Source organism: Thermoactinomyces sp. FSL K6-2592 (genome assembly GCF_038006465.1).
Classification (GTDB): Bacteria; Bacillota; Bacilli; order Thermoactinomycetales; family Thermoactinomycetaceae; genus Thermoactinomyces; species Thermoactinomyces vulgaris.
On the sequence record NZ_JBBOVH010000001.1, the window covers coordinates 2,161,850 to 2,186,380 of the forward strand.

At 48.3% G+C, this 24,531-nt stretch carries 20 protein-coding genes and 1 riboswitch; of the genes, 15 read left to right on the forward strand and 5 right to left on the reverse strand.

Features of this window, described 5'->3' with window-relative positions; translation table 11 throughout:
• The first annotated feature begins 44 nt into the window (after positions 1-44).
• The 3 genes from NYE37_RS11230 to NYE37_RS11240 all read left to right on the forward strand — a co-directional run bounded on the left by NYE37_RS11230 (position 45) and on the right by NYE37_RS11240 (position 1,352).
• Complete coding sequence (locus NYE37_RS11230) at positions 45-374, forward strand: YtrH family sporulation protein (RefSeq protein ID WP_037997636.1); 330 nt, start codon at positions 45-47, stop codon at positions 372-374.
• 3 nt (positions 375-377) lie between these two features.
• On the forward strand, positions 378-914 hold the full coding sequence (locus tag NYE37_RS11235; protein ID WP_037997638.1) for a hypothetical protein: 537 nt from the start codon (positions 378-380) through the stop codon (positions 912-914).
• Positions 915-1,037: 123 nt separating this feature from the next.
• Positions 1,038-1,352 carry a YtpI family protein gene (locus NYE37_RS11240; protein ID WP_037997641.1) on the forward strand — a complete coding sequence of 105 codons (315 nt, stop codon included), beginning with the start codon at positions 1,038-1,040 and terminating at the stop codon, positions 1,350-1,352.
• 74 nt (positions 1,353-1,426) lie between these two features.
• Here NYE37_RS11240 and NYE37_RS11245 read toward each other — a convergent pair whose 3' ends face one another.
• The 3 genes from NYE37_RS11245 to NYE37_RS11255 form a co-directional block, all read right to left on the reverse strand.
• Positions 1,427-2,737: a DRTGG domain-containing protein gene (locus tag NYE37_RS11245; protein ID WP_037997643.1), complete on the reverse strand. Its 1,311-nt coding sequence runs from the start codon at positions 2,735-2,737 to the stop codon at positions 1,427-1,429.
• Between the two features lie 138 nt (positions 2,738-2,875).
• Complete coding sequence (locus NYE37_RS11250) at positions 2,876-3,142, reverse strand: hypothetical protein (RefSeq protein WP_062842867.1); 267 nt, start codon at positions 3,140-3,142, stop codon at positions 2,876-2,878.
• A gap of 194 nt (positions 3,143-3,336) precedes the next feature.
• Complete coding sequence (locus NYE37_RS11255) at positions 3,337-4,026, reverse strand: metal-dependent hydrolase (RefSeq protein WP_037998109.1); 690 nt, start codon at positions 4,024-4,026, stop codon at positions 3,337-3,339.
• 233 nt (positions 4,027-4,259) lie between these two features.
• On the opposite strand from NYE37_RS11255, the gene NYE37_RS11260 reads away from it, so the two are divergent.
• Genes NYE37_RS11260 through NYE37_RS11280 form a run of 5 tightly spaced genes read left to right on the forward strand, consistent with a single transcriptional unit; the run spans position 4,260 to position 9,996 of the window.
• Positions 4,260-5,684, forward strand: a complete 1,425-nt coding sequence (locus tag NYE37_RS11260) for a YheC/YheD family endospore coat-associated protein (protein ID WP_340712029.1) — start codon at positions 4,260-4,262, stop codon at positions 5,682-5,684.
• Positions 5,681-6,781, forward strand: a complete 1,101-nt coding sequence (locus tag NYE37_RS11265) for a YheC/YheD family endospore coat-associated protein (RefSeq protein ID WP_049719767.1) — start codon at positions 5,681-5,683, stop codon at positions 6,779-6,781. The genes NYE37_RS11260 and NYE37_RS11265 overlap by 4 nt, the downstream gene beginning before the upstream one ends.
• A gap of 10 nt (positions 6,782-6,791) precedes the next feature.
• On the forward strand, positions 6,792-8,159 hold the full coding sequence (locus NYE37_RS11270; RefSeq protein ID WP_049719766.1) for a YheC/YheD family endospore coat-associated protein: 1,368 nt from the start codon (positions 6,792-6,794) through the stop codon (positions 8,157-8,159).
• A gap of 20 nt (positions 8,160-8,179) precedes the next feature.
• Positions 8,180-9,502, forward strand: a complete 1,323-nt coding sequence (locus NYE37_RS11275; protein ID WP_049719765.1) for a YheC/YheD family endospore coat-associated protein — start codon at positions 8,180-8,182, stop codon at positions 9,500-9,502.
• Entirely contained in the window at positions 9,499-9,996 is a 498-nt protein-coding gene (locus NYE37_RS11280) for a GNAT family N-acetyltransferase (RefSeq protein ID WP_049719764.1), read from the forward strand. Before NYE37_RS11275 ends, NYE37_RS11280 begins: the two co-directional genes overlap by 4 nt.
• Before the next feature lie 105 nt (positions 9,997-10,101).
• Here the strand turns inward: NYE37_RS11280 and NYE37_RS11285 are convergent, their stop codons facing one another.
• A complete protein-coding gene (locus NYE37_RS11285; RefSeq protein WP_165489706.1) occupies positions 10,102-10,776 on the reverse strand; it encodes a C40 family peptidase in 675 nt (224 codons plus the stop codon).
• A 210-nt stretch (positions 10,777-10,986) separates the two neighbouring features.
• Between NYE37_RS11285 and NYE37_RS11290 the strand changes: the two genes are divergently transcribed.
• Complete coding sequence (locus NYE37_RS11290) at positions 10,987-14,418, forward strand: WIAG-tail domain (RefSeq protein ID WP_340712030.1); 3,432 nt, start codon at positions 10,987-10,989, stop codon at positions 14,416-14,418.
• A 43-nt stretch (positions 14,419-14,461) separates the two neighbouring features.
• Here NYE37_RS11290 and NYE37_RS11295 read toward each other — a convergent pair whose 3' ends face one another.
• On the reverse strand, positions 14,462-15,865 hold the full coding sequence (locus NYE37_RS11295) for a SpoVR family protein (protein WP_340712031.1): 1,404 nt from the start codon (positions 15,863-15,865) through the stop codon (positions 14,462-14,464).
• A 292-nt stretch (positions 15,866-16,157) separates the two neighbouring features.
• A riboswitch (M-box (ykoK) riboswitch) is annotated at positions 16,158-16,324 on the forward strand.
• A gap of 91 nt (positions 16,325-16,415) precedes the next feature.
• Here NYE37_RS11295 and mgtE point away from each other — a divergent pair.
• The 6 genes from mgtE to NYE37_RS11325 all read left to right on the forward strand — a co-directional run bounded on the left by mgtE (position 16,416) and on the right by NYE37_RS11325 (position 24,511).
• Positions 16,416-17,768 carry a magnesium transporter gene (mgtE, locus tag NYE37_RS11300; RefSeq protein ID WP_037994408.1) on the forward strand — a complete coding sequence of 451 codons (1,353 nt, stop codon included), beginning with the start codon at positions 16,416-16,418 and terminating at the stop codon, positions 17,766-17,768.
• Positions 17,769-18,043: 275 nt separating this feature from the next.
• Complete coding sequence (locus tag NYE37_RS11305; protein ID WP_037994406.1) at positions 18,044-19,345, forward strand: M14 family metallopeptidase; 1,302 nt, start codon at positions 18,044-18,046, stop codon at positions 19,343-19,345.
• A gap of 243 nt (positions 19,346-19,588) precedes the next feature.
• Positions 19,589-21,142: a spore germination protein gene (locus NYE37_RS11310; protein ID WP_340712032.1), complete on the forward strand. Its 1,554-nt coding sequence runs from the start codon at positions 19,589-19,591 to the stop codon at positions 21,140-21,142.
• Positions 21,143-21,155: 13 nt separating this feature from the next.
• Positions 21,156-22,259, forward strand: coding sequence for a GerAB/ArcD/ProY family transporter (locus NYE37_RS11315; RefSeq protein ID WP_049719759.1), 1,104 nt, complete (start codon positions 21,156-21,158; stop codon positions 22,257-22,259).
• 11 nt (positions 22,260-22,270) lie between these two features.
• Positions 22,271-23,446: a Ger(x)C family spore germination protein gene (locus NYE37_RS11320; RefSeq protein ID WP_049719758.1), complete on the forward strand. Its 1,176-nt coding sequence runs from the start codon at positions 22,271-22,273 to the stop codon at positions 23,444-23,446.
• 60 nt (positions 23,447-23,506) lie between these two features.
• Positions 23,507-24,511, forward strand: a complete 1,005-nt coding sequence (locus NYE37_RS11325) for a zinc-dependent alcohol dehydrogenase family protein (RefSeq protein WP_236533523.1) — start codon at positions 23,507-23,509, stop codon at positions 24,509-24,511.
• The last annotated feature ends 20 nt before the right edge of the window (positions 24,512-24,531 follow it).

A 24,531-nucleotide genomic window follows, 5' to 3' on the forward strand; every position in this document is an offset into this window, starting at 1 on the left:
CTCATAGGGTGAATAGAAGAAACCGAATGGAGGACGGTTAAGCGATGGAACAGGAATTTTGGACCACAGCCATTTTGGATTTTCTGATTGCATTGGGCGTTGTGTTGGGCGGAGTCATGTTGGGAGGACTGGGTGCTTTTGTGGCGGATGATTACCCGATGTACAAAATGTTGCGGTTGTCCGAACAGCTGAAAATCTGGGCCATGGTTGCCGCCATCGGGGGAACGTTTGACACCATCAAAAATTTTGAAATCACCATTTTGGGAGGACAATTGAATTTAGCATTCCAACAATTGATTTTTATCGTCAGTGCTTTTTTGGGCGCCCACACAGGAACCATCCTGGTTCGTTGGTTGATCCAAGGGGAATTTTAAAAAATGTCCAATGGCGTTTGGCAAATGCTGAAAAAAAACCGCCGTTCTTTTGTAATGTTCCTGTTGGGCGTTGTCACGGGCAGCAGTATTTTTCTGATTGTCTACGGACAAAAACTGGACGGTTTGCTTTCCGAGAGAAACACCATCTATTATGCAAACAACCAAAAATACAAAGAAATCCTGAAATTGGAGAAAGAAATTGAGCAACTGACCAAAAAAGGAAACCGGCGGCAAGACGAGGAAGAACGAATCAAAAAAATCGTTGTGGAGGTGGATGCCGAACAGCCTTTTATCTCGGACGCCGTCAAAACGCGGATCGAGAAAAAATTATCCCCCTTTCTGGACAAATCCATGCAATGGATCAGCAACAATCCGGATATCATTGAACTGATCCTCGAAAAAGAACAAGTCACCATTGATGACACCCAACGCACCAAAGTGGAAGTTCACTTAAAATATGTCTCGTTGTACAATGAAACGCTGAAAATCTGGCTGGAAGCCAAAAGCCTCAACAATGACGTGGCAAACACGAACGGTTGATGCAATGCTTTAAGATATACGATATGATGTAAAGGAAACCGGCATTTTAGCCGTAAAGGCAAAACGCCTTGTTCCATCTTGGACATGACCAAACGCCGCATGCGGTTTCAGGAGGTATTATCAGTGGAAGCCCTTGTCATCCTGTTGATTTCATTGATATGCATCAGCATTTTTGGAACTTTTTTCAACAGCATTTTATCGCGTCGCCAACAAGGAATATCCAAACATCTTCACCGGGCCCGGATGAATATCCATATGGGGGTCATGTTTGTCTCCATCGCCCTGTTGCAATTTGTCACTATCCAAACGACAACGATACAGGGAGTGTTCATCGCCATCATTTTTGTGCTGGGCCTGATAAACGGATATTACGGAATCAAAAACCATCACTATTTCAAACAACTGAGACAAGAAAAACAAGAAGCCTCACAGTCCTGAAAAAACAAAAAGGCTCAAACCTGAAGAGATTTGAGCTTACCATGACGGCATGGGCAATGAAGTCCATGCTTTTTTTAACGGTCGATGGCGTGCGCTGTGATGAGCGCTTTGGCCACAACTTGTTGATCCAATATCATTTCCACATCCATTTTCGCCTGTTTCCGCCCCAGATCCAAAATTTTGGGTTGGATTTTTACGTTGCTTTCGATTTGAACCGGTTTTAAAAAATAAAGCGTCACATTTTGGATGGTGAGATCCCCGCGCCGTTTCCGGCGAAGGGCACGAATGGCGGCCTCTGTCATCAACGTGGTGCACACCCCCGTGCTTAACATCCCCAAAGAATCCGTCATTTGCGGGGTGATTTGACCGCTGAATACGGTTTCTCCATTGGTTCCCTCTTCCGAGAACCCGCGAAAACTCAATTCCTGGATCGTTTCGCCGACTTGCGGCTGTTTTTGCATATAGTGCAACGATTTGATCACATCTTCGCGGCTGATCACCCCGATGATTTTCCGGTAATCATCCACGACCGGCAACAATTCAATGCCTTCCCACACCATTTCATGGGCGGCGGAAGCGAGGGATGTCTTTAAATTCACCGTGATCGGATTTTTGGTCATCACTTTTTCAATTTTCTCATCCGGGGGAAATCCCATCACGTCTTTCGCTGTCACCATCCCGACCACGCGGTCTTTGTCATCGGTGACCGGATACCGGCTGTGCGAGGTTTCCCGCAACAACTCGTGAAAACGGGAAATGGTGTCATCCGCCCGCAGATAAACGGGACGATTGGATGTTTTGATCACATCTTCCACCATCAAGATCTCTTTTTTGATCAGCCGGTCATAAATCGCCCGGTTGATCATCGTCGCCACCGTAAAGGTGTCATAACTGCTGGAGATCACCGGCAACTCCAGCTTGTCCGCCAGCTGCTTCACTTCATCGGTTGCATCAAACCCGCCTGTAATCAGCACGGCGGATCCTCTTTCCAGCGAAACCCTGTGCACATTATCCCGATTTCCGACGATGAGAAGGTTCCCCGGTTCCACGTAACGCATCATGGCTTCCAATTTCATGGCTCCGATCACCATGCGGTTCAACGTCTTGTGCAAACCGGCCCGGCCGCCAAGAACACTTCCGTCCACAATGTTGACCACTTCGGCATATGTCAATTTTTCAATATCGGAACGTTGCTTTTTCTCAATACGCACCGTTCCCACCCGTTCAATGGCATGGACAAGCCCCTTGAGCTCTGCGTCTTTAATCGCTCTGTAAGCGGTTCCATCGCTCACGTTCAATTCTTTGGCAATTTGCCGTACAGATATTTTATGTCCCACTTCCAAGCTCTCAATGTATTTGAGAATTTGCTCATGCTTTGTCGCCAATTGCCTTCCCTTCCTTCGCCGTTACTGTTACACCTATTATATTACAAAACGGGAGACAGAAAAAATAAAAAGGAGCTTTCCAAGAAAACTCCTTCCTGTTTGCAATAGAAACAGTCTTGCCAAATAGAAAGAAACAGATCAATACCCGGTGATCTGACGGTGTTTTAGGGTTTTCTTCAGTTCCAACATTCTGAAATATTGCCGGATCATTTTTTCTTTGCGTTCTTTTTTCAACAACCGTTTCATCTCCAAAATATTGGCCGCGATATTCAGGGATAACCCCGTCAACCACATCAGGGAAAAAAACGTTCCTCCCCCTCCATGGAGATCAAAGGGAAGCTTGGGGACGGCAATGATCAAAAGGGCCACACTGATTCCAAGTTCAATCATCCGTTTACCTTTCAATTCCCTTCCCCCCCTCACCATTTACCAACAATATATTCTTTTGTCTTTTTATATAGCACCGGCTTATCAGCCTTATGAGCAAACAAAAAAAGAGACGGCTTTAAAACCGTCTCTACCAAAGGGGGTTTTCATCTTCGTCTATTGTAGTGGAAAAAGATTACGAGTCAATTACAGTAAATTTACAAATCGTTATCTTAGAGGGTGAATGTTTCGCCGACGCCAAGCACACTGCCGCTCATACCTTTGGCATTCAGTTTCTCCACAAAAGCGCCGGCATCTTGCCGGATCGGCGGGAACGTGTTGTAATGCATCGGAATCACATGCTTGGCCCCGATCCATTCCGCAGCCGTCAGCGCATCTTCCGGCCCCATGGTGAAATTGTCCCCGATGGGGAGAAGGGCCAAATCGATTTCTTTTCCTCTTCCAATCAGTTTCATATCAGAGTAAAGCGCAGTGTCCCCTGCATGGTAAATGGTTTTACCTTCCAAGGTCAGCACAAAACCGGATGGTGGTCCCAAATAAATGATTTGTTGTTCTTCATTTTTGACAAATCCGGAACCATGCAGCGCATTCACCATTTTGACATGGCCAAAATCAAACGAATAGCCTCCGCCAATGGACATGCCATGGGCATTCACCCCTTGGAAACCGAGCCAGACGGCCAATTCATGGGGGGCGATCACGGTCGCTTGATTCCGCTTGGCAATGTCCACCGTATCCCCGACGTGGTCGTCATGACCGTGCGTCAATAAAATCCAATCTGCCTTGATCTCTTCCGGTTTCGCTTTCGCCAGCGGATTGCCGCTTAAAAACGGGTCAATGACAATGCGGTGTTTCGGGGTTTCAATTTCAAAACAAGAATGTCCGTGATATGTAATGTTCATCCGTCATCCTCCTTCTTTGCAATCCTTTCAACCTGTCTGACCATCCCGGGAAACCGTGACCGTGGACAAGGTCATCCTTCCACCCGTCCGGCTTCAGCCCCCCCTCTTTTTCATCCTAACGATTTTCCCGCTTTTTTTCCATCCCTTCCGCCGAAGCCAAGCCTGTTTTATTCACCATGCGGTTGACGCCCACATACCATACATTAGTATTTTACAGGCGGAAGGGGATTGTCATGGGGCTGGCACAAGTACAAATTCAAATCTTGTCGCAACATCAGCTTCCTCACCACATTGATCTGGTGATGAGTCAGGCTTTGGCCAAAAAATTGGAGATAAAAACCCCGGTTTTCTCAGTCGCATTTGGTTCAGCCATCGCAAAAGGACGAGTCGCTTTCAGTCGCATGAACCATAAACTGATTTGCATCAGCTCTGAGCTTGCCGAGCAATTGAAAATGAACCCTCAGCCATGGATTCGGGCCCATTTTGACGCACATTCTCTCCGCTTGCGATTTGGACCTGTTTTTGGCATTTTGATCAATGCCCATCCACAGGAAAAGCGTGCTCAACCTTTTGGCCTGATGACCAAATTTCTGGATGAATGCATCACTGCCGGTCAGATGAGAGGAATCCGGGTCGCTGTTATCACGCCGGAACACATCGATTTAAACCGGAATGAAACGACCGTCTGGATCAAACAGAAAAACCGGTGGCAATGTACAAAATACCCGCTCCCGGATGTAATTTACAACCGCATCAACTCACGCCGCATCGAGCAACAAGAATCTTTGCAGAAAAAAATGTCCCTGTTAAAAAACCTTTTCCGGATCCCCATCTTTAATGAGAGGTTTTTGGATAAATTACAGGTTTATCAAATCCTGGTCCAAGATGAAGCAATCCGTTCGCGATTGCCGGAAACCTATTCATTCCGCGATCCGAGGGCCTTATCCCTCTTTAAACGATACTCCACCGTTTATCTCAAACCGACCAACGGCAGTCTGGGAAGCGGGATCATCAAGATAACCCATTCCAAAAACAGGTGGATTTATCAACTGTCCACTCCAGGGGGAACGGTTCGCCGAACCTTGAAGAACCATTCCAGCCTGATGAAATTGTTAAAACAAAAAATCAGAAGCCAGCCTTACATCGCCCAACAGGGACTCAGGCTGATGAAATTTGACTACCGGCCGGTAGACTTTCGCATTTTGGCACAAAAAACCAAGGAAGGGGTTTGGAAAATCACTTCTTCCGTTGCGCGGATTGCCAACATTCAACATATTGTATCCAATCTGGCCCGTGGAGGTACAATCCGCAAAGCAAGTGATGTTTTGAAGGAATTGTCCTATCCAAACAAACCGTCCATCCACCAACTTCGGGCCGCCGCACTTGACATCGCCAAAACGTTTGAACGTTTGGCCGACGGTCATTTCGCCGAACTCGGAATCGATCTGGCCATTGATGTGCACGGAAAAATCTGGCTGATTGAAATCAATTCCAAACCATCCAAAACCGATGACACCGTGATTAATCCAAACATCCATTTTCGCCCGTCCGTGTTGCGGTTGATCGACTACGTGCTATACCTTTCCAAGCAAGGAAAACATCCTCCCGCCCCTTCTCCTTCGACGACTTCCGGGATCATGAGGAGGCAACGGCGATGACCGATCAAAAAAACAGGCTTGGCATAATGGTTTGCTACGGAAACAACCAAAAACACCCTCCGTTTAAAGAGCACACATTCTTTGAACAACTGACACTCGAAGGAAAAAAGCAGGGGCTGGAAGTCTTTATATTCAATCCGGGCCGGATTCATTGGAAAACCAGAACGGTTCCGGCTTGGCATTATCACAATCAGCGTTGGAAACAACAGACGGTTCCGCTGCCGTATTTGATCTATGACCGTTGTTATTATGTCAACGCCCGGCATTATATGAAGTATAAACCCCATGTTCAAAAAATCACCCAAGACCCGCAAATCCGGTTGCTTGGAAGAGCTTTGGGCGGGAAATACCAAACCTATCTCATCTTGAAAGAGCATCCGGAAATCCGGACTTATCTCCCGGAAACCAAGCGGTTGACCCATGCACAAGAGCTGTTCTCTTTCCTCCGGAAACATAACCGTGTTTTGATCAAACCCAATGGCGGCAGTCACGGAAGAGGAGTGGTCGCCATCGAACAAATCCCCCCCTCCTCTTTCTTGCTGAAAGGGCGGACGAAATTCAACCGGCCTTTTTCCGTTCAATTTGAAACCCTGGTCCAACTCAGCCATTGGGTGGAACAAACCATCCGGGACACCCGTTACATCCTTCAACCTCTTTTGTCGCTGAACACACCGGATGGACGCCCGTTTGATGTCAGGATTCTGGTCCAAAAAAACGGACAAAAAAGATGGGAAACAACGGGGCATGCCATCCGGACCGGCCAACCCGATTCCATCACCTCCAATTTGCACGGCGGCGGGCAAGCTTTACCGTTCCAACCTTTTTTAAAGCAGCATTACACCCCGCAAGAAGCAGCCAAAATTTCCTCGACCATCAACTATCTGAGTGAAATCGTGCCCCCTTTTATCGAAAGCCGTCACGGTCCTCTGGTAGAGCTGGGAATCGATATCGGCATCGATGAAAACAAAGATGTCTGGATTATTGAAGTCAACTCAAAACCCGGGCGGTCCGTTTTCTTAAAAACCGGAGAACTGGAAGTGCGGCGGCGTGCCATCCAGTTTCCCATTCAATATGCGAATGCCTTATTGAACAGCTAGGAGGGTCAGTATGAAATCAATCCTTTGCCAAATACGAATTCACTCCAAAACTCCGGCCAAAGCCATTGTGATCAGCCAGGCATTAGGGAATTTATGGGGATGCCAAAGCGGGCAATCCATTAAAATTCAACTTGGAAACAAAACGATGATCACCCGGGTGATCATCGCTCCACTGGCCGGAAACAAGATTTTCCTTTCCCCGGCGGTCGCCAGACAGTTGCTCTTCCCTTACACGGGAACCATCCGGGCCCTGTTTACCGACAAAACGTTGAAATTCGGACCCGTGATCGGCATCCTCACCACCGGTTTCCGCCACCACCCGGAACAACCTTTCGGCAACCGGACCCAGTTATTTCGTAGTTTCATTCAAGCGGGTTTTGACGAAAAACCATTCATCTATGTCTTTACTCCGGAAATGGTGAATTGGCAGAATCAAACCGTCCGGGGATGGTACTTCTTCCAAAATCGTTGGCATCCCTTGCTCTCACCGTTTCCCGATGTCATTTATGAACGGATTCCCAATCGCCGGGCTGAATCCATGGCCCAGGTTCAGTCCTGTTTAAACCGCTTCAAAAAAAACACCGCTTGCAAAATCTTCAACCAAGGCTTTTTCAACAAATGGTCCATCCATCAGATGCTGAACCACCATCCGGCAACATCCACTTTCATGCCCGAAACTTACATGCCCCCCACTCTGGAGATCATGGAAAGAATGCTGAAAGAGCATCGGATGGTCTATTTAAAGCCCAGTGGCGGCAGTTTGGGGCTGGGGATTTTCCGCATCACTTACCACCCGGGAAAAGGTTACTATTGCCGGTTCCACAAAGGGAACAAAAACGTCCTTCACCTGTTCCGGTCTTTAAAAGCGTTAATCAGCCATTATTTTGGCAGCATCCACTCTCCCCGGTTCAAAAAATATCTCGTTCAGCAGGGGATCCGGTTGATCCGGAATAACCACCGACCTGTCGATTTCCGTGTTCACATGCACAAAGACAGCAAAGGGCACTGGAAAGTGGTTGCCATCGGCTCCAAGGCAGCCGGTTTCGGTTGCGTCACAACACATGTCAGGACCGGAGGCTCCATCATCCGGACGGATGAACTGCTTCTTAAAACATTCCATCAGCATGCCTCTGAAGTGAAAAAAATGATCATCCGCTCCGCCATCACCATTGCCGAAACATTGGAAGAACAGATTGACGGAACCCTGGGAGAGTTGGGGCTGGACATCGGGGTAGACCGCAACGGCCGCGTTTGGCTTTTTGAAGTGAATGCCAAACCGGGCAGGCACATCTTCTTGCATCCGAGTTTGCGCGAAGCCGGGCGCATGTCTGCAAAATATATAACCGATTATTGTTTAAATCTGACCAACTTCATTTAACAAAGGGGGAGCGCCATCTTATGAAATTACCCAAAGCCGGCTGGCTGTCCATCGTACCAAACAAAAACACCCTGGAATTTGTTCCGCTCAGACGATATCCAAAAAAACAGTTTCCCGGCATGGTTTCTGCCATTATCGGCCGTCACACGAAAGCGAAAATCAGATTCAACCCCCACGGCAGGCCCAGCCAATCCCATCACACGCCCGCCCGCCTCAGGCATTTGTCCCGGAAGAATCATTATCAAGCCGGTCCTTTTGTCGCCATATTAACCTCAAACAATAAAAAGCCGTTTGGAGGAAATCACCAAAATTTCGCCGACTTGATCCGGACGGGAAGAGAAATGGGCGTCACCGTGTTTGTCCTTACGCCCCAAGGCATCGGCAACCATTCCACCGTCAACGGATATCTGCTGGATCCTCATTCGGTGAAACCGCGGTGGAAAGCGGCCCGGCTGCCCTTCCCGAATGTCGTGTACAATCGCATCCCCAACCGGATGATTGAAAAAACCCCGGAAGTCCGGCAAACCATCCGGCAACTGCAGCAAATGCCGGGCGTTTACCTGTTTAACCCCGGCTTTTTTGACAAATGGACGCTGTACCAACAGCTTGCCGCTTCTCCCGACTTACACCGGCTGTTACCGGAAACCGTCCGGCTTCACCACATGGAACAATTGGAGAGCATGGCCGCCAAACATCCGGTTCTTTATTTTAAACCGGTCGAAGGAAAAGCCGGCATCAAAATGATGCGCCTTGACAAAAAAAAGCAGCACTATGAACTCTCCTACCAGACCACTAGGGAAAAAAAGAAATACCGGGTGCGGACCCTGAAAGAAGTTTGGGATTTGTACAACCGGCTGAAACAAAAAACCGCCTATATTTTGCAACAAGGCATCCCGTTGGCCACCTTTCACGGCCATCCGTTTGACATCCGCATTTTGCTCCAGAAAAACGGCACCGGCCGATGGGGGTTATCAGGGATGGGGGTCCGGGTGGCCGGCGAACGGGCAATTTCCACCCATGTTCCCATGGGAGGGCACATCGAAAAAATCGACACGGTACTTCAATCCGTGTTTGGCAGCGAAACAGATCGTATCAAAGAACGGATCGAACAAGTCGGCATCCGGACCGCCCGGTGGATTGAAAACCAACAAAACGCCCTCCTGGGGGAAATGTCGATGGATCTCGGCATTGAAAAAGACGGAAGCCTTTGGATCTTTGAGGCCAATTCCAAGCCGATGAAATTTGACGAACCCAACATCCGGAGACGGTCTTTGCGCCGTTTGATTGAATACTCATTGTACCTGAGCGGATTTTCACATACATCGGAGGGGACGGCGACATGAAAATTCATGCATTTCCGCCGCAATCGTTGGAGCGGATCCGAAAACCCCTGCTCCGCTTTTTGAGACGATACGGAGACGGGAGAATCACCCATCAGGCGATGCGGTGGTTCCACCGGTTGACGCCTGGAGAATTGAAGGAAGGAACTTATATCGCCGCCGCTTATGACGAAAAAAAAGTGGCGGGAATCATTGTCTTTGGAAACTACGGAATTGAAGAATCTTTCATCGCGGTCCATCCGGATTACCGCCGGAAACGGGTGGGGGAACAACTTTTGAAGCAAGCGATCCAATCCTTGGGGAAAGTATATGCCCGGGTCGCTTCCGACAACATCCCCAGCTTAAAACTGTGTTTTTCATGCGGATTGATGGCTTTTTCGCTATGTAAAGGCCCGACCGGAAAAGACACCCTCTGGCTGGGCGGGGGAAATTTCGATCCGGCGGACGTGTTGAAGAAATCCGAACCGTCTGTCAGAATCCCGGTTCCGGAAAATTAAACAAATGACTGCTCAGAAACAAGATCTGAGCAGTCATTTTCATTCGTTGGAGCGACAACGAATATTTTCAACGGATGTTTTTTCCGAATTTACCGAATCACACGTTTACTGAATCACACGTTGGGCTTTGACAAACCCTTCTTTCAACCAGCGGTCGGACAAATCGTCATACCGGACACCACCCGGTCCCCAGGTATGCAAGATTTTGTTGTTCCCGGCATAAATGCCCACATGGCCGATCCGGCCCGGATTGCTGCTCAGCTCAAAGAACAACAAATCCCCCTTTTGGATTTCACTGAAAGGAACCGTTTGTCCAACCGTTGATTGTTGACGGGAGTTACGCGGCAAATCAATGCCATTTTCTTTAAACACATGTTGGACGAAAGAAGAACAATCAAAGGTTTTGGTTTGTCCTGATTTAGCGCCAAACTGGTAAGGTGTTCCCAAATATTTTTCTCCTGTTGCAATAATCTGGTCTGCTTTGGTCGTAGCTGTTTGTTCTGTATCCGTTTGCCCGTTATCGGACGGTGCTTGTCCAGTTTGGTTTTCAGGAACCGTGGTTTGTCCGGACGGTTCTGAAGCTTCCGGATTTTCAGGCTGTGCATTTGCCGTTTTTCCCTTGAACGCCCAACCAAACTGTTTGAAAATCTGGGAAATCAAGGAATGGTTGGCCGTTTCCAAAGTGGCGGCATGTGTGATGCCTGCCGGAAGTCCTGTAGAAATCACAAGAGATGCTGCGACAGTAATTCCCAATTTAATAAATTTTTTACTGTTTTGCATCAAATCCTCCTCTTCCATTTTTGCCGCTCCCAAAGCTAGGTTCATACTAACATAAATCCACGCTCCTTTAATATGTAATAAATGGTTATTCTTAGGAAACCCGATGAATACTGGCGTTGTGCGATTTTGATTTGACATGTTTCCATTTTTCATTTTGATGCATATACCTAAAAGAGAGTGGAAAATGCCCGATAGAAAGGAGTACGACCTTTGAAGAAGAGAAAGTCTCATTCAGCCAAAAAAAGGGAACGTCCCTCTCCTTACATGGCCGATGAACGAATTTTGGAGGAACTCATTCAATTGGAGCAAGCAGAATTGAAAAAGAAACGGAACAAAACCGGTCTGTTGGAAGACATGGAAAACACCGCGGAAATGTCCGATTTATCCAAACCTTTAAAAACTTCATCCACCCAGACCCGGCAAAGCCATTCGCCGATTTACACCAATGACATCGCCGACGCCGCCGTCACGGAGGAAAAAATCGCCAACCAGTCGATCAGCGGGAAAAAGATCAAACCGGACAGCATTGGCACCGATCACCTTGAACAGGCGGCCGTAACCGAATCCAAATTGAAAAATGAAGCCGTCACCTCACAAAAAATTGCCAAAAATGCAGTCCGCTCCTTCCATCTGGATCATGATTCCATTGAAGGAAGCCACATCAAAAAAGATTCCATTCAAGCCAAACACATTAAAGACAATGAAATTCCCGGCAGCAAATTATCAGACGGCAGCATCAATGAAAGCAAACTCAAAGAACGCTCGATCCAAAGCAAACATTTGTCACTGGGCCATATTTTAAATGAGCATTTGGCCGATCAGTCCATCAGCGGCGAAAAATTAAAAAGCGGTTCCATCCGCACCATTCATTTGGAAAACGAAGTCGTGAACCAAGCAAAACTGGCCGATGAATCCGTCTCCGAAAGCAAATTGCAAAACGGCGCTGTCACCAGCGACAAAATCGCATCTCAATCCATCGAATCCCAACACATTCAACCCGGCTCCATTCAAGGTTCCCACATTCAGGAAAAAGCCATCAGCCCCCACCATTTCGGGGAACAATCCATCCCGGGGGAAAAAATCACCCATCAATCCATCACCGGACAACAAATCCGAAATCAATCCATTCACAAAGATCATTTGCAGCCGGGCATCATCACCCATGAACATTTGACCCCGGATTCCGTCAAAGAACAACACATCGCCCCAAACAGTGTCCATGCCGAAGCCATTGCCGAAGGCGCCATTCAGGAAAAACATCTGAACAGGAAAATCATCAGCGAAGAACACCTGCAAGAAAACAGCATCAACAAACGCCACATCCAGGAAGCAAGCATCAATGAGCAACATTTGGCCAATCATTCCATTTCCGGTTCCAAGTTGATCGACCATTCGATTTCCACTTCCAAACTGGCTCCGGAATCGGTATCCACCGACAAAATCAACGACTTTGCCATCACTTCGAACAAACTGGCCAACGGATGCGTCACGTCCGAAAAAATCGGACACCACACCATTTTGCGGGAACATCTGGGAGAACAGATCATCCAGTCCAGACACATTGACCGGGGGCAAATCCAACACAAACATCTGGCGGACGAATCCGTCTACGGGGATAAACTGGCCAATGAAAGCATTCAGGGAAAACACATCGGATCCGCCACCATCAGCGGCCATCACATCGCACCTTTTTCCGTCCAGTCCACCCACATCGTCGACGGAGCCATCACCAAAGAAAAACTGGACCACTCCGTCATCGAAAACCAACATATTGCGGATCAGTCCATTGAGGACCATCACATCAAAAACGGGCAAATTCACACACGGCATTTGAAAGATCAAGCAGTGACCGCAGAAAAAATCGGAGAAGGCGAAATCGATTCCCGCCATCTCCACAGCGAATCCGTCACCTCCCGCCACATCCGGGAAAAACAAATTGGTCCGGAGCACATCAAAGACCAGTCCATTTCCAACGAACTGATCCAAAATGAAGCGATCCATGCCCGCAACCTTGGAGAAAAATCGGTCGAATCCCGACATCTTGACGCTGAAGCCGTATTATCCCGGCATATCGGGGAAAAGCAGATCCAAAGCCACCATCTGCAAGACCAATCCATCGGCGAAAATCACATTGAGGACGGGGCAATCAACGCAAAACATCTGAAACACGGCGAAATTCACACGGACCATTTAAAAGACCATGCCATCGTCAGCGAAAAAATCGCCAATCACCAGATCAAATCCCGTCATATTCAAGATAAAGCCGTCAACGCCGAGCATATTCAGGATAAGCAAATCAGCGCCCGGCACATTCAGGAACAATCCATTTCCGGGGAGCTGCTCTGTGATGAAACAGTTTCTTCCCGGCATTTGACATCCGACTCCATATCGTCCCGGCATCTGTCCGCCGCATCCGTTTTGTCTCACCACATCGGGGAACAACAGATCCAAAGCGGACACCTGGATGAAAACTCGATTTGCGAACATCATCTGAACGAGGAAGCTGTCGGGTCATTGCACATCTCAGCCGGTGCCGTTTTGTCACGTCATATCAGAAAAGAACAGATCCAAGGCCACCATATTAAAGATACGGCCGTCTCCGGCCGGCACATCCAAGAAGAAGCCATCACCAAAGCCCATCTTCAAGATGACGCGGTCGATGCCGGCAAACTGGCTTCGCATTCCATCTTGCCGCGCCATATCGCAGATGATTCCGTGCGCTCCTGGCACATTGCCCAACGGCAAATCCAGGAAATGCACATTGAGCAAGGAGCCATTTCAACCGATCTGCTTCAAGATCAAGCCGTTCATTCCGACAAGTTGGCATCCCAGTCCATCTTCCCCCGCCATATCAACGATGATGCGATTTTGTCCTGCCACATCGCCAAAAAACAAATCCAGGGAACACACATTGAATCCGGCGCCATTTCTGCGGAACATCTGACGGACCAAGCAGTGACCACCGAAAAAATCGCTGATCAAAGCATCGGCTTGGAGAAATTGAATTTCCGTCCGCTCCTTGCGGATGAACAACCTGCCACGGTTTCAGGCATTGCCCGCTTCCAACTGGAAGAAAATATGTCCGGACGGACGTTTCAAATCCCGTTGGCCACTCCGATTAAATCGCCCTATGCCGTCGTGGCCATCACCAATCATCCGGAATGCCTGGTGACACTGAAAGAAAATCACGCCGACCACTTTGTCATCCAAATCGACCGCAATCATGAATCCACGACCTCCATCGAAGGATTGCTTCACTGGTTCGCCCGACAAACCCCGGTGGATGACATTCCTGCCGCCATCCCGGTTCCGGACACAGACAATGTCGCAAGCGAAGAGAAAAAACCGGAAAACGCCAATTCCGACCATCATCCAAAAACGGTGAAACTGGAAGAAGAAGATGAACAAAACCACAACCCATTAACGGATGACCCGGTCCAACCCTTTCTCCCGTTAACCATTTCCTCTGCAACGGACATCGCGGAAACCGAAACAACCGGGGAAGAAAAACAGCTGGAAGAAGAAGAAACGGAAACGCCGGATAAAGAGGAAATGAAAACCCGGGGTAAAGAGGAGCCGGAAACCGGATCGGAAGCCGGAACAGAAGATGCTCAACAGGAGGAGCCGCGTTCCGGTGAATAAACAAAAATGTCCGCTTCAACCCCGAATTGAAGCGGACATTTTTTCACAAATAGCGCCGTGTGCATTTTTTCCCGTTATAACAAAAAACCACTTTTCTCTCTTCAATCACTGTCTCCAAATAGACCGGGCGGCCCCATAATACATAAACATGCGGCAACGTTTTTTCCAGATATTTCGTATCCAACTCAACGCCTTCATACCGGTGGAGCAAATACAACCCTCCGTTTTCCGCATAATCCCCGTCTTTCACCACAATGAACGGATGTCCCCCGTTGATCCGGCTCATCACCAGCTCATCCCGGACCGACTCCCAGTTTTTGTCCGTGATTTTCCACTCGTCGCCTTTGCGTTGGAATACATACAAATCCAGTTTTTCCACCAACTCTTCGGTCAGGTAATTCCGCAAAAAGGAAATATCGGAATCCAACTCACGGACTTCAAAGATTTTTTTCCGCCCTTGCCCGGGCTTCATCCCCAACTCCCTCTGCTCTTTTTCGGTTGGATGATCCCACCGGCGTTCAATGTCTTCAAACATCTTCAATCCCAGGTAATACGGATTGATGGATGTTTTGGAAGGTTGCAAGACAGAGGCATTCAAACTGGCAAATTCAATCGCCTCTTCTTCATTCAAATCCAACTCGCGCATGATGCGGATGTGCCAGTAGGAGGCCCAACCTTCATTCATGATTTTGGTTTCCAGCTGCGGCCAGAAATACAACATCTCATTGCGCAAAATGGTCAAAATGTCCTGATGCCAATCTTCCAGCACCCGGCTGTGTTTCATCAAAAACAGAACCAAATCTTTTTCCGGCTGTTCAGGGAATTGTTTCTTTTTTGGAGAAGGCTTCGGAGGTTTTTCCGGTTGATCCAATTCCCACAAGTCATCATAAGGAGTGGAAGGTTTGGAAGGGGTTGACGGATTCGCTTTCTTCCGGTTGGCTTTTAAATCCAACAGGCTCGGATTGATGTGCTCTTGAATGGCGAGGGCATGATCCAAAAATTCCTCCACCACTTCTTTCCCGTACTTCATTTCATATTGGCGGATCCGCTCCGCGCTGGCGGCCATTGTCTCCACCATGTCTCTGGAAGTTGCCGAAAAACGGACGTTGTTCTTAAAAAAGTCGCAATGCGCCAGGACATGAGCCACGATCATTTTGTTTTGCGTCAAGCTGTTTCCCTTGAGCAAAAAAGCATAGCAAGGATTAGAGTTAATGACCAATTCATAAATTTTGCTTAAATTTAAATCGTATTGCAGTTTCATTTTGTGAAAAGCTTTGCCGAAGCTCCAATGCGAAAACCGCGTCGGCATGCCATAGGCACCAAAAGTATATATAATGTCTGCCGGACAAATTTCGTATCTCATCGGATAAAAATCAAGCCCGAAACCCTTGGCTATCTCTGTGATTTCGGCAATCGCCCGTTCCAACGCCTTGTGGTCCACACTCATCTCGCATCTCCTTCCCGAAAAGGAATTCCTTTCTATATCTGATTCAGACCCACATAGAACTGGAACGACTGCTTTCATGGAAGAACGAAATTTATATTAATATATAAGTATATTTTACTAAATTTTCCGTAAAAATTCAATCTTTCCGGTTGCAGGATGGCACCCTCCCCGCCCTTGTTTAATAAAATATAATGACAATATGTCCTTTAAGAAATTTCAACACAAGATCAATTGACAACCCTTTCTGCCAAGCGTTATACTTGACAACGTTCAAAACCTTATATTGTCATGGTTTTATCTCTGTTAGGTGAGGTTCCTGTTCGGAGATACGCTACTGCCCAAAAATGTCGAGAGACGCCAATGGGTCAGCAGAAAAGATCGGAACGAAGGTCTTTTCTAATGTAGCTGGTTGTTACAACCTATGCCGTGCAGTGCCAAAGCTCGATGAGGGAGATAAAGGCCGGCTCATGCTTCAATGGGCTTGTTTTGCTCTGTCTCCCGCTCTCATCGTCAGTGGGAGTTTTTTATTTTATAAAAGGGGGGAAACGAGATGAGTCAAGCAGCTTTCGTCAAGGAAGAGTTGCAAAACCTGTTCTGCTCCGAAAAAAAAGAAACGCGCTTGTTGGAGCTTTTGCGCCAAATGCAACCATACGATTTGGCCGAGATTTTCCGAGATTTGGATGTGGATCTCCAACGGGAACTCATCACCCATTTATCTTTGGCTCATGCCGCGGAAGTTTTGGAATATCTCGAGCCGGAAAGAACCTATGAGTTGCTGAGCCGCATGGACGAAACGGTCACCTCGTTATTGATCAAGCAAATGTCCAGTGACATGGTGGTGGACCTCCTGCTCGCCATCCACCCGCTGCAAGCCGAAAAGTTGCAACGGCTGCTCCCGGCGGATTACCGGAAAAAGATCAAACAGCTAATGACTTATCCGGAGGATACGGCCGGCGGCTTGATGACAGTGGATTATGTATCGGCCCGGGCCTATTGGACGGGGGAACAAACCATCCGGCACATCCGGAAAGTGGGTTATGAAGCGGAGATTGTCTCCTACATCTATGTCACCGACCAACGTGGCAAACTTTTTGGCGTGGCTTCACTCAAAGAAATCATTTTGGCCGATCCGAAAACCCCGCTTTCCGACATCGCCAAAACCGATATCATTTCCGTTCCGGCCGAAACCGGACAGGAAGAGGTCGCATCGGTTTTGTCCCGTTACGGTTTTTATGCCGTACCCGTCGTGGACCGGCAACACCGGTTGATCGGAATCGTCACCTACGATGATGTGGTCGAGGTCATTCAGGAAGAAGCAACCGAAGACATCCAAAAAATCGGAGGAAGCCAACCGTTGACCGAACCTTACTTCAAAACCTCCATCTGGAGTTTATACCGGAAACGGATTGTCTGGCTCTTCATTTTGTTTGTCGGAGGTGCTTATACCGCAACAGTTTTGGAAAGTTACCAGAGCACGCTGGATCAAGTGGTTGCCCTATCCTTTTTTATCCCTTTGTTAATCGGGACAGGCGGAAACACCGGTTCGCAAATTGTCACCACACTGATCCGGGCCCTCGGTGTCGGGGAAGTCAAGTTTCAAGATTTGTTCCGTGTCATCAAAAAAGAACTCCTCACCGGAATGTTTCTCGGCATGTCGCTGGGACTGATCGGCTTTATCCGGGCTTGGATCATGGGCGTCACCTTTGACGTGGCTTATGTGGTCGCGTTGGCTGCGATGTTTATTGTCATCTGGTCGTCCGTGGTTTCCGCAGCATTGCCGCTGATCCTGAGCCGGCTGAAAGCAGACCCGGCGGTCGTTTCCGGACCATTGATCAGCACCTTGGTGGATGGAACCGGATTGATCATTTACATGACGATTGCCAAAATGATATTGGAACTTTAAAATCTGATGAATCGAGGTTGATGAAACTTTGAGTACCGATCAAAGTTCTGATCAGGAGATGAAGGCAGGTGCCTTTGGTTAATCCTCTGTGAAACAACACCAGGACCAAACCAAAAGCACCTGCCTTTTAGTATGCAAGAAAAAAGAATTTCAGAAGGTTTTGATATTTTTACATAGAATTATTCATATGGATAAAGATTGCCTTCTTTTATCAATTGAATAGTTTCAATCTTTATCCAATTCATTATATTTTTGAAAGGAGTGCCTTTGTTCCCATGCTTTCCCGTAAAAAACGGTGGTTTTCCCTGACTGTCTCCCTGATGCTTTTGGCGGCCTTTCCGATGACCGGCTTTGTCAACAGCGCAACAGAATCCTTGGATGAAAACCGTTTTTCCACCACCGGATTCTACCACATCCCTGAAGTCAAAAGCAAAGAACAACGAACCGAAATTGCCCGGACCGGTGCATCCATCGAAGAGGTCGGAGCGGATTATGTGAGAGTGCTTGCAACCGACACGGAACTGAAAAGCCTGAAAGAAAAAGGCTTTCAACCCAAAGCCGAGCCGGTGTTGGGAACCCTCGATTTCCCCGATGCCGACTCCCGCTACCACAACTATGACGAAATGGTTAAAGAGATTGATCAAGCCGTTTCCGATCACGGCGACATCGTCCGCAAATTCAGCATTGGAAAATCATATGAAAACCGTGACCTGTGGGCGGTGAAGATCAGCGACAACGTTCAAGAGGATGAAGACGAGCCGGAAGTTCTCTACGCCTCCCTGCATCATGCCCGCGAACATTTAACCGTTGAAATGGCTCTTTATCTGCTCCACCTGTACACCGACAATTATGCCACCGATCCGAGAATCAAAGAGATTGTCGATTCCCGGGAAATCTACATCCTCTTTAATATGAACCCCGACGGGGGAGAGTACGACATCTCCACCGGCAAATACCAATACTGGCGCAAAAATCGCCAGCCCAACAGCGGATCTTCCTCCATCGGCACCGACTTGAACCGGAACTACGGTTACCAGTGGGGTTGTTGCGGAGGTTCCAGCAGCAATCCGTCCAGTGAAACCTATCGCGGACAAGCTCCTTTTTCCGCACCGGAAACTGCTGCTCTCCGCGATTTCGTCAACAGCCGGGTGATCAACGGGGAACAGCAAATCAAAACGGCCATCAGTTTTCACACCTACAGCGAATTGATCTTGTGGCCCTACGGATACACCTACGAAAACACCCCGGATGACATGAGCGCTGATGATTATCAGGTATTTAAAACCATGGGGGAAGCCATGGCTGAAACCAACGGTTACACCCCCCAACAATCCAGCGACTTGTACATCACGGATGGAGACATGACCGACTGGGCATACGGCGAACATAACATCTTCGCCTTCACGTTTGAAATGTATCCGAAAGGAACCTCCGGCGGAGGCTTTTATCCACCGGATGAAGTCATTGAACGCGAAACGGAACGGAACCGGGAAGCGGCTCTTTATCTGGCGGAACAAGCCGATTGTCCCTATCGGGTCATCGGAAAAGAGGCACAATATTGCCAAGCTAAGGATTAACAATATAAGATTTAAGATCCTTTCTCACAAAATCTGTGACGGCCCATGTCCGGCCGTCTTTTTTTTGCGCATGAAAAACAAAACATTGAAACACACTAACCATGAAGGTGATACCATGTGGGAATTTATCGTGGAGCATATTCCGGATAAGAAAATATTCATTTTTGCCATATTGATTCTCGTGATTCCTTGTGCCGTGACCCGCCTCTTTCAATGGATTCGTTCATGAAAGGATGACTGACATTGATCAAGCGCCATTTCTACCGGAAACGGAAAAAAGACACGCATGAAAACAAACAATCTGCCGATACGGATCGTTTGAAAAACAACCTTGAAACCAATGTGAATTATTTCAACAAACTGACAGAACAACATCCGGACTTGACCATCCGTTCCTTTCGAATCGGCGGGACCAACATCCAGGCGGCCTGTTTGTTTATGAAAGAAATGGTGGATGAGAAAACCATCAACGAACAAATTCTTGACCGGTTGATGCACAACTGGGATGAATTTTCCACCCGGGAGACCGGATTCATCCAGTCAGATGAAATCATCCACTTTATCCAGAATCACGTTTTAAGTTTCTATAATCTCAAAGTAATCCAAAGCTATTCGGAGATTTTCACGCATTTGATCCGGGGATCCACGGCGGTGTTAGTGGACGGATGCGACCAAGCAATTGTAATGGCCACAAGCAAAAAGTTGACAACCAGTTTGGGCCCCTCCGAAACCGAAGCAATTGTCCGGGGACCCCAAATCGGTTTCACCAACTCGCTGGAAGTCAATTTGGCGCTGCTCCGGCAAAGTTTGGCCACGCCGAATCTTACTTATAAGTCCTATGTTCTCGGAAGGCGGACACAGCGCAAAGCATCCGTCGTCTACATCCAGGACCTCGCAGACCCGGAATTGGTCAAAACGGTGGATCAACGCATAAAAGAGATCGACATCGATGAAGTATTGGACACCAGTTATATTGAGCATTTGATCGAAGACAACACCTTTTCCCCATTTCCGCAAGTGCAAGACACCGAACGGCCCGACCGGGTGGCGGGGGCGCTGACAGAAGGACGGGTGGCGATTCTTCTGGACGGGACCTCCTTTGCCCTGATTGTACCTGTCACGTTTTGGATGTTTTTGCAATCGCCGGAAGACTACTACACCCGTTGGATTCCGGGGATCCTGCTACGTTACTTGCGGTACATGTCTGCTTTTCTGTCGATTTCCCTGCCGGCTTTCTATATCGCCTTTACCTCCTTCCATCAAGGGCTGATCCCGACAAGGCTGGCGATGAGCATTGCCGCCACCCGGGAAGGCGTGCCTTTCCCGTCGGTTTTGGAGGCGTTGTTTATGGAAGTGGCGATTGAAGTGTTGCGGGAAGCCGGGCTCCGTCTCCCCAAATCGGTCGGCCAGACCGTGGGTATCGTCGGCGGATTGGTGATCGGGGAATCCGCCGCACAAGCCGGTGTTGTCAGTCCCATCATGTTGATCGTCGTGGCGATCACAGCGATTTCATCCTTTGCCATCCCCCAATATAACGCCGGGGTCGCACTCCGGTATTTGCGCTTTGTGGTCATGATACTTGCCGCCTTTTTCGGTTTGTACGGGATCATCATCTTTTTCTTGTTAACAATGACTCATCTCGTCCGCTTGGAAAGCTTCGGATTCCCTTACTTGGCACCGATTGCCCCCATACGAACCCAAGATTGGAAAGACATTTTGTTCCGGGCGCCGCTGAGTCGCACAAACCGCCGTCCGGTCACCTTAAAAACCCAAGACCCGGTCCGGCAAAAACAATGAAGGATGTGTCGTGATGCTAGACAGCAATCGGAAAGAGATCACCACCATTCAAACATCGATTTTCATCGCCTCGGTCATTCTGGGAATGGGCGTCTTGACCCTTCCCCGGAATGTGACGGAAGACACACAAGGGCAGGACGGTTGGATTTCGGTCATTCTTGCAACCCTGATTCTTCTGTTGATGGGATGGTTGATTATCCGGTTGAACCGGTATTATCCGGATCAAACTTTTTTTCAATACAGCACACAGATTTTTGGCAAATGGATCGGCAATTTGGCCAATTTGATCTTTCTCTCATATCTTTTTATCACTGCCGGATATGAATTGAGAGGCATGGCCGAGGTGACACAATTCTATTTGCTTCCCAACACTCCGCCGGCTGTATCCATATCGCTCATGGTGTTTGTCGGGATTTATCTGATGACCGGCGGAATCATTGCCGTCGCCCGGATGTTTGAAGTTTTGCTTCCCATCACCCTCTTCTTTTTCTTTGTCGTGTTGGCCACCAGTTTTAAAGTGTTTGAATGGCGAAACATTCTGCCGGTCATGGGAATGGGGGTGGAACCGGTGATCAAAGGGATTCACGGTTCATCCCTGACGTTTTCAGGTTATGAATTCATGTTGGTGTTAAACGCATTCATGCAACGAAAAAAAGAAGCATGGAAAGCGATTTCCGCCGGGATTTTGGTTCCCGCACTCTTTTACGTTGTCATTGTGATTGTCGTGGTGGGCGGATTGGGACCGGATCAGACGATCACCCTCACTTTTCCGACCATTGAATTAATCCGCTCCTACGAACTAACAGGCATATTTTTCGAACGATATGAAGTGTTTTTGCTGGCCGTCTGGATCTTGCAAATCTTCGCCACCTATGTGAGCATGCAATACATCTTTTGTCTGGGGATTTCCCAAATCACCGGAAAAAACATCCGTTTTTTTATCTACGGAGTGTCTCCCTTGATCTTTTTGATCGCATTCCTGCCGGCGGATATCAATGAATTTTTTGAGCTGGGCACCATTTTGGTGCACATCGAGCTCGTCGTGGTCTTCATCATTGTGCCGATCGCACTGGTGATTGCCTGGATCCGCAACCGGCGTTCAAGACATCATGATTAACGGAGGTCAACATGAACGGAAAAAGGCGACTGTTTGTCAGTTTGATTCTCGTAAGCCTGATCATGCTCACAGGCTGTTGGGACTACCGGGATATTGAAGAAACTTCAACCAATATCGGACTGGCCCTTGATCTGGGTGACACAGAGACCGGTGAAGTCCGGATTGAAGGGGAAAAACCGGTGATCAACGCCACCCTTCAAATCATGGATCCGAACCAAACTTCCGGCGGGGAAGGAGAAGTCGATTATCAAAATACAACGATCACCGGAAACACCTTAGGCAAGATGGCTGTGGAAGTCGCTTTATTCAACCGGGGGCCGCTCATTGGACAACACCTGAAGATCACTTTGATCGGGGAAGAATTGGCCAAGCGCATGAATTTTCGAAACATGCTTGGCTATCTGTTTCGTGGCCCGTACATCCGATTAAGCAGCACCATCCTGTGCACGAAAGGAAAAGCGGGAGAGTTTCTGGAGAGCGAGGAAAAAAGCAAAGGCAATGAATTGCCGGCTCTTAAAATTCTCAGTATCGCAGACAACACCAAATATTCGCTTCGAATATTGGAACCGGTGACGTATGGAAGAGCAGGGAGATTTTTGGCCAGCAACCAAAGCTTTTTGCTCCCCTGCATCGCCAAAAAAAATGATAAAATCGTACTGGAAGATGCCGCTGTCATCAGCGGGAGAAACAAGAAAATGATCGGTTTCATGAATTCCGAAGACATCGCCGGGGTCAACTGGATCACCGGAAAAAAGGGAGGTGGCGTGTTAAACGTTTATGATGAGGATCAAGCCATTTTCGCCGTCAGGATTTTTAACATGTCCAGCAAAATCAAACCCCGTGTGGATGGTGACAAAATTTCTTTTGATGTCCACGTGAAAACCGGAGGTTATTTGACGGAAGACTGGATTGAAGAAGAAGACGCCACGGATCCGAAGTATCTTGAACGCTTGGAACAAAAGGCAGAAGAAAAAATCGTCCATCAAATGCGTTCGGCATTGTATAAAATGCAAAAAATTTATCAGGCCGATGTGGCCGGTTTCGGAGACGCTCTCCGCATCCATGACAACAAATTGTGGCAACGCATCAAGAATGAATGGGAAGTCAAATGGTTTGCCGACGTTCCGATTCGCATTAAAGTCGATCTCAATTTGCTGGACTACGGTGTCAAAGCCAAAGACGAGTGATCCTCCTCCTTCTCACGCCAAAGATATGTTATATTGTTAAAAAATAAGGAGGAGAAAACCATGCATGCACAAATCATCCGCCAATTTGGTTCCCCGGATGTGTTTGAACCGGCAACCCTCCAACGACCGGCGGTGTTGCCCGGACATGTCCTGATCCGTGTTGCTGCCACCAGTGTCAATCCGATTGATACAAAAATCCGAAGCGGAGCCGTGCCGAATGTTGCCCCCGAACTGCCGGCCGTTTTACACGGCGATGTGACCGGTGTCATTGAAGAAACCGGGGAAGGGATCACCTCTTTTCAAGTCGGGGATGAGGTTTTTGCCTGTGCCGGAGGCTTTAAAAACACGCATGGCGGGGCTCTGGCCGATTACCTGCTCGTCCGCGAAGAGTTGGTGGCACCAAAACCCCGCACACTCTCCTTCCAAGAAGCCGCCGCCCTTCCCCTGGTGTCGATTACCGCCTGGGAAGCCGTTTTTGAGCGGGGACGGATTCAGGAAGGACAAAACGTGTTGGTTCATGCCGGAACCGGGGGCGTCGGCCATATCGCCCTGCAACTGGCCAAACTCACCGGTGCCACGGTACATACCACCGTCTCCACAGACCGGAAAGCAGAAATCGCCAAAAGGTTGGGAGCCGATCACCCCATTTTTTACCGGCAAAGCGAAGTGGATGACTATGTCAAACAATATACCGGCGGCGAAGGCTTTGACGTGGTGATCGACACCGTCGGCGGAGCCAATATCGACCGCTCTCTGCAAGCAGTCAAAATCCACGGCAATGTCGTCACCATCGCAGCCCGTTCCACGCATGATTTATCCCTCATGCACAACAAAGGATTGACCCTGCATGCCGTCTTTATGATCCTCCCGATTCTCACCGGCAAAGGCCTGCAACGCCATGGTGAAATCTTGAGACAAATCAGCCGGTGGGTGGATGAAGGAAAAATCAAGCCCTTGTTGGATGAAAAAACTTACGCTTTTGCAGAAGCGGCTGAAGCCCATCGACGGCTCGAATCGGGCCAGGCGGTTGGAAAAGTCACTCTGGTCAACGAAAACTTCTCCTGAAAAAAGAGGCGGAAATGCTC

Bases quoted from the DNA above. Each gene is read 5' to 3' on its own strand.
- NYE37_RS11230 (WP_037997636.1), top strand. From the start codon at position 45: ATGGAACAGGAATTTTGGACCACAGCCATTTTGGATTTTCTGATTGCA.
- NYE37_RS11235 (WP_037997638.1), top strand. From the start codon at position 378: ATGTCCAATGGCGTTTGGCAAATGCTGAAAAAAAACCGCCGTTCTTTT.
- NYE37_RS11255 (WP_037998109.1), bottom strand. From the start codon at position 4,026: ATGAACATTACATATCACGGACATTCTTGTTTTGAAATTGAAACCCCG.
- NYE37_RS11260 (WP_340712029.1), top strand. From the start codon at position 4,260: ATGGGGCTGGCACAAGTACAAATTCAAATCTTGTCGCAACATCAGCTT.
- NYE37_RS11265 (WP_049719767.1), top strand. From the start codon at position 5,681: ATGACCGATCAAAAAAACAGGCTTGGCATAATGGTTTGCTACGGAAAC.
- NYE37_RS11270 (WP_049719766.1), top strand. From the start codon at position 6,792: ATGAAATCAATCCTTTGCCAAATACGAATTCACTCCAAAACTCCGGCC.
- NYE37_RS11275 (WP_049719765.1), top strand. From the start codon at position 8,180: ATGAAATTACCCAAAGCCGGCTGGCTGTCCATCGTACCAAACAAAAAC.
- NYE37_RS11280 (WP_049719764.1), top strand. From the start codon at position 9,499: ATGAAAATTCATGCATTTCCGCCGCAATCGTTGGAGCGGATCCGAAAA.
- NYE37_RS11285 (WP_165489706.1), bottom strand. From the start codon at position 10,776: ATGCAAAACAGTAAAAAATTTATTAAATTGGGAATTACTGTCGCAGCA.
- NYE37_RS11295 (WP_340712031.1), bottom strand. From the start codon at position 15,865: ATGAGTGTGGACCACAAGGCGTTGGAACGGGCGATTGCCGAAATCACA.
- mgtE (WP_037994408.1), top strand. From the start codon at position 16,416: ATGAGTCAAGCAGCTTTCGTCAAGGAAGAGTTGCAAAACCTGTTCTGC.
- NYE37_RS11305 (WP_037994406.1), top strand. From the start codon at position 18,044: ATGCTTTCCCGTAAAAAACGGTGGTTTTCCCTGACTGTCTCCCTGATG.
- NYE37_RS11315 (WP_049719759.1), top strand. From the start codon at position 21,156: ATGCTAGACAGCAATCGGAAAGAGATCACCACCATTCAAACATCGATT.
- NYE37_RS11320 (WP_049719758.1), top strand. From the start codon at position 22,271: ATGAACGGAAAAAGGCGACTGTTTGTCAGTTTGATTCTCGTAAGCCTG.
- NYE37_RS11325 (WP_236533523.1), top strand. From the start codon at position 23,507: ATGCATGCACAAATCATCCGCCAATTTGGTTCCCCGGATGTGTTTGAA.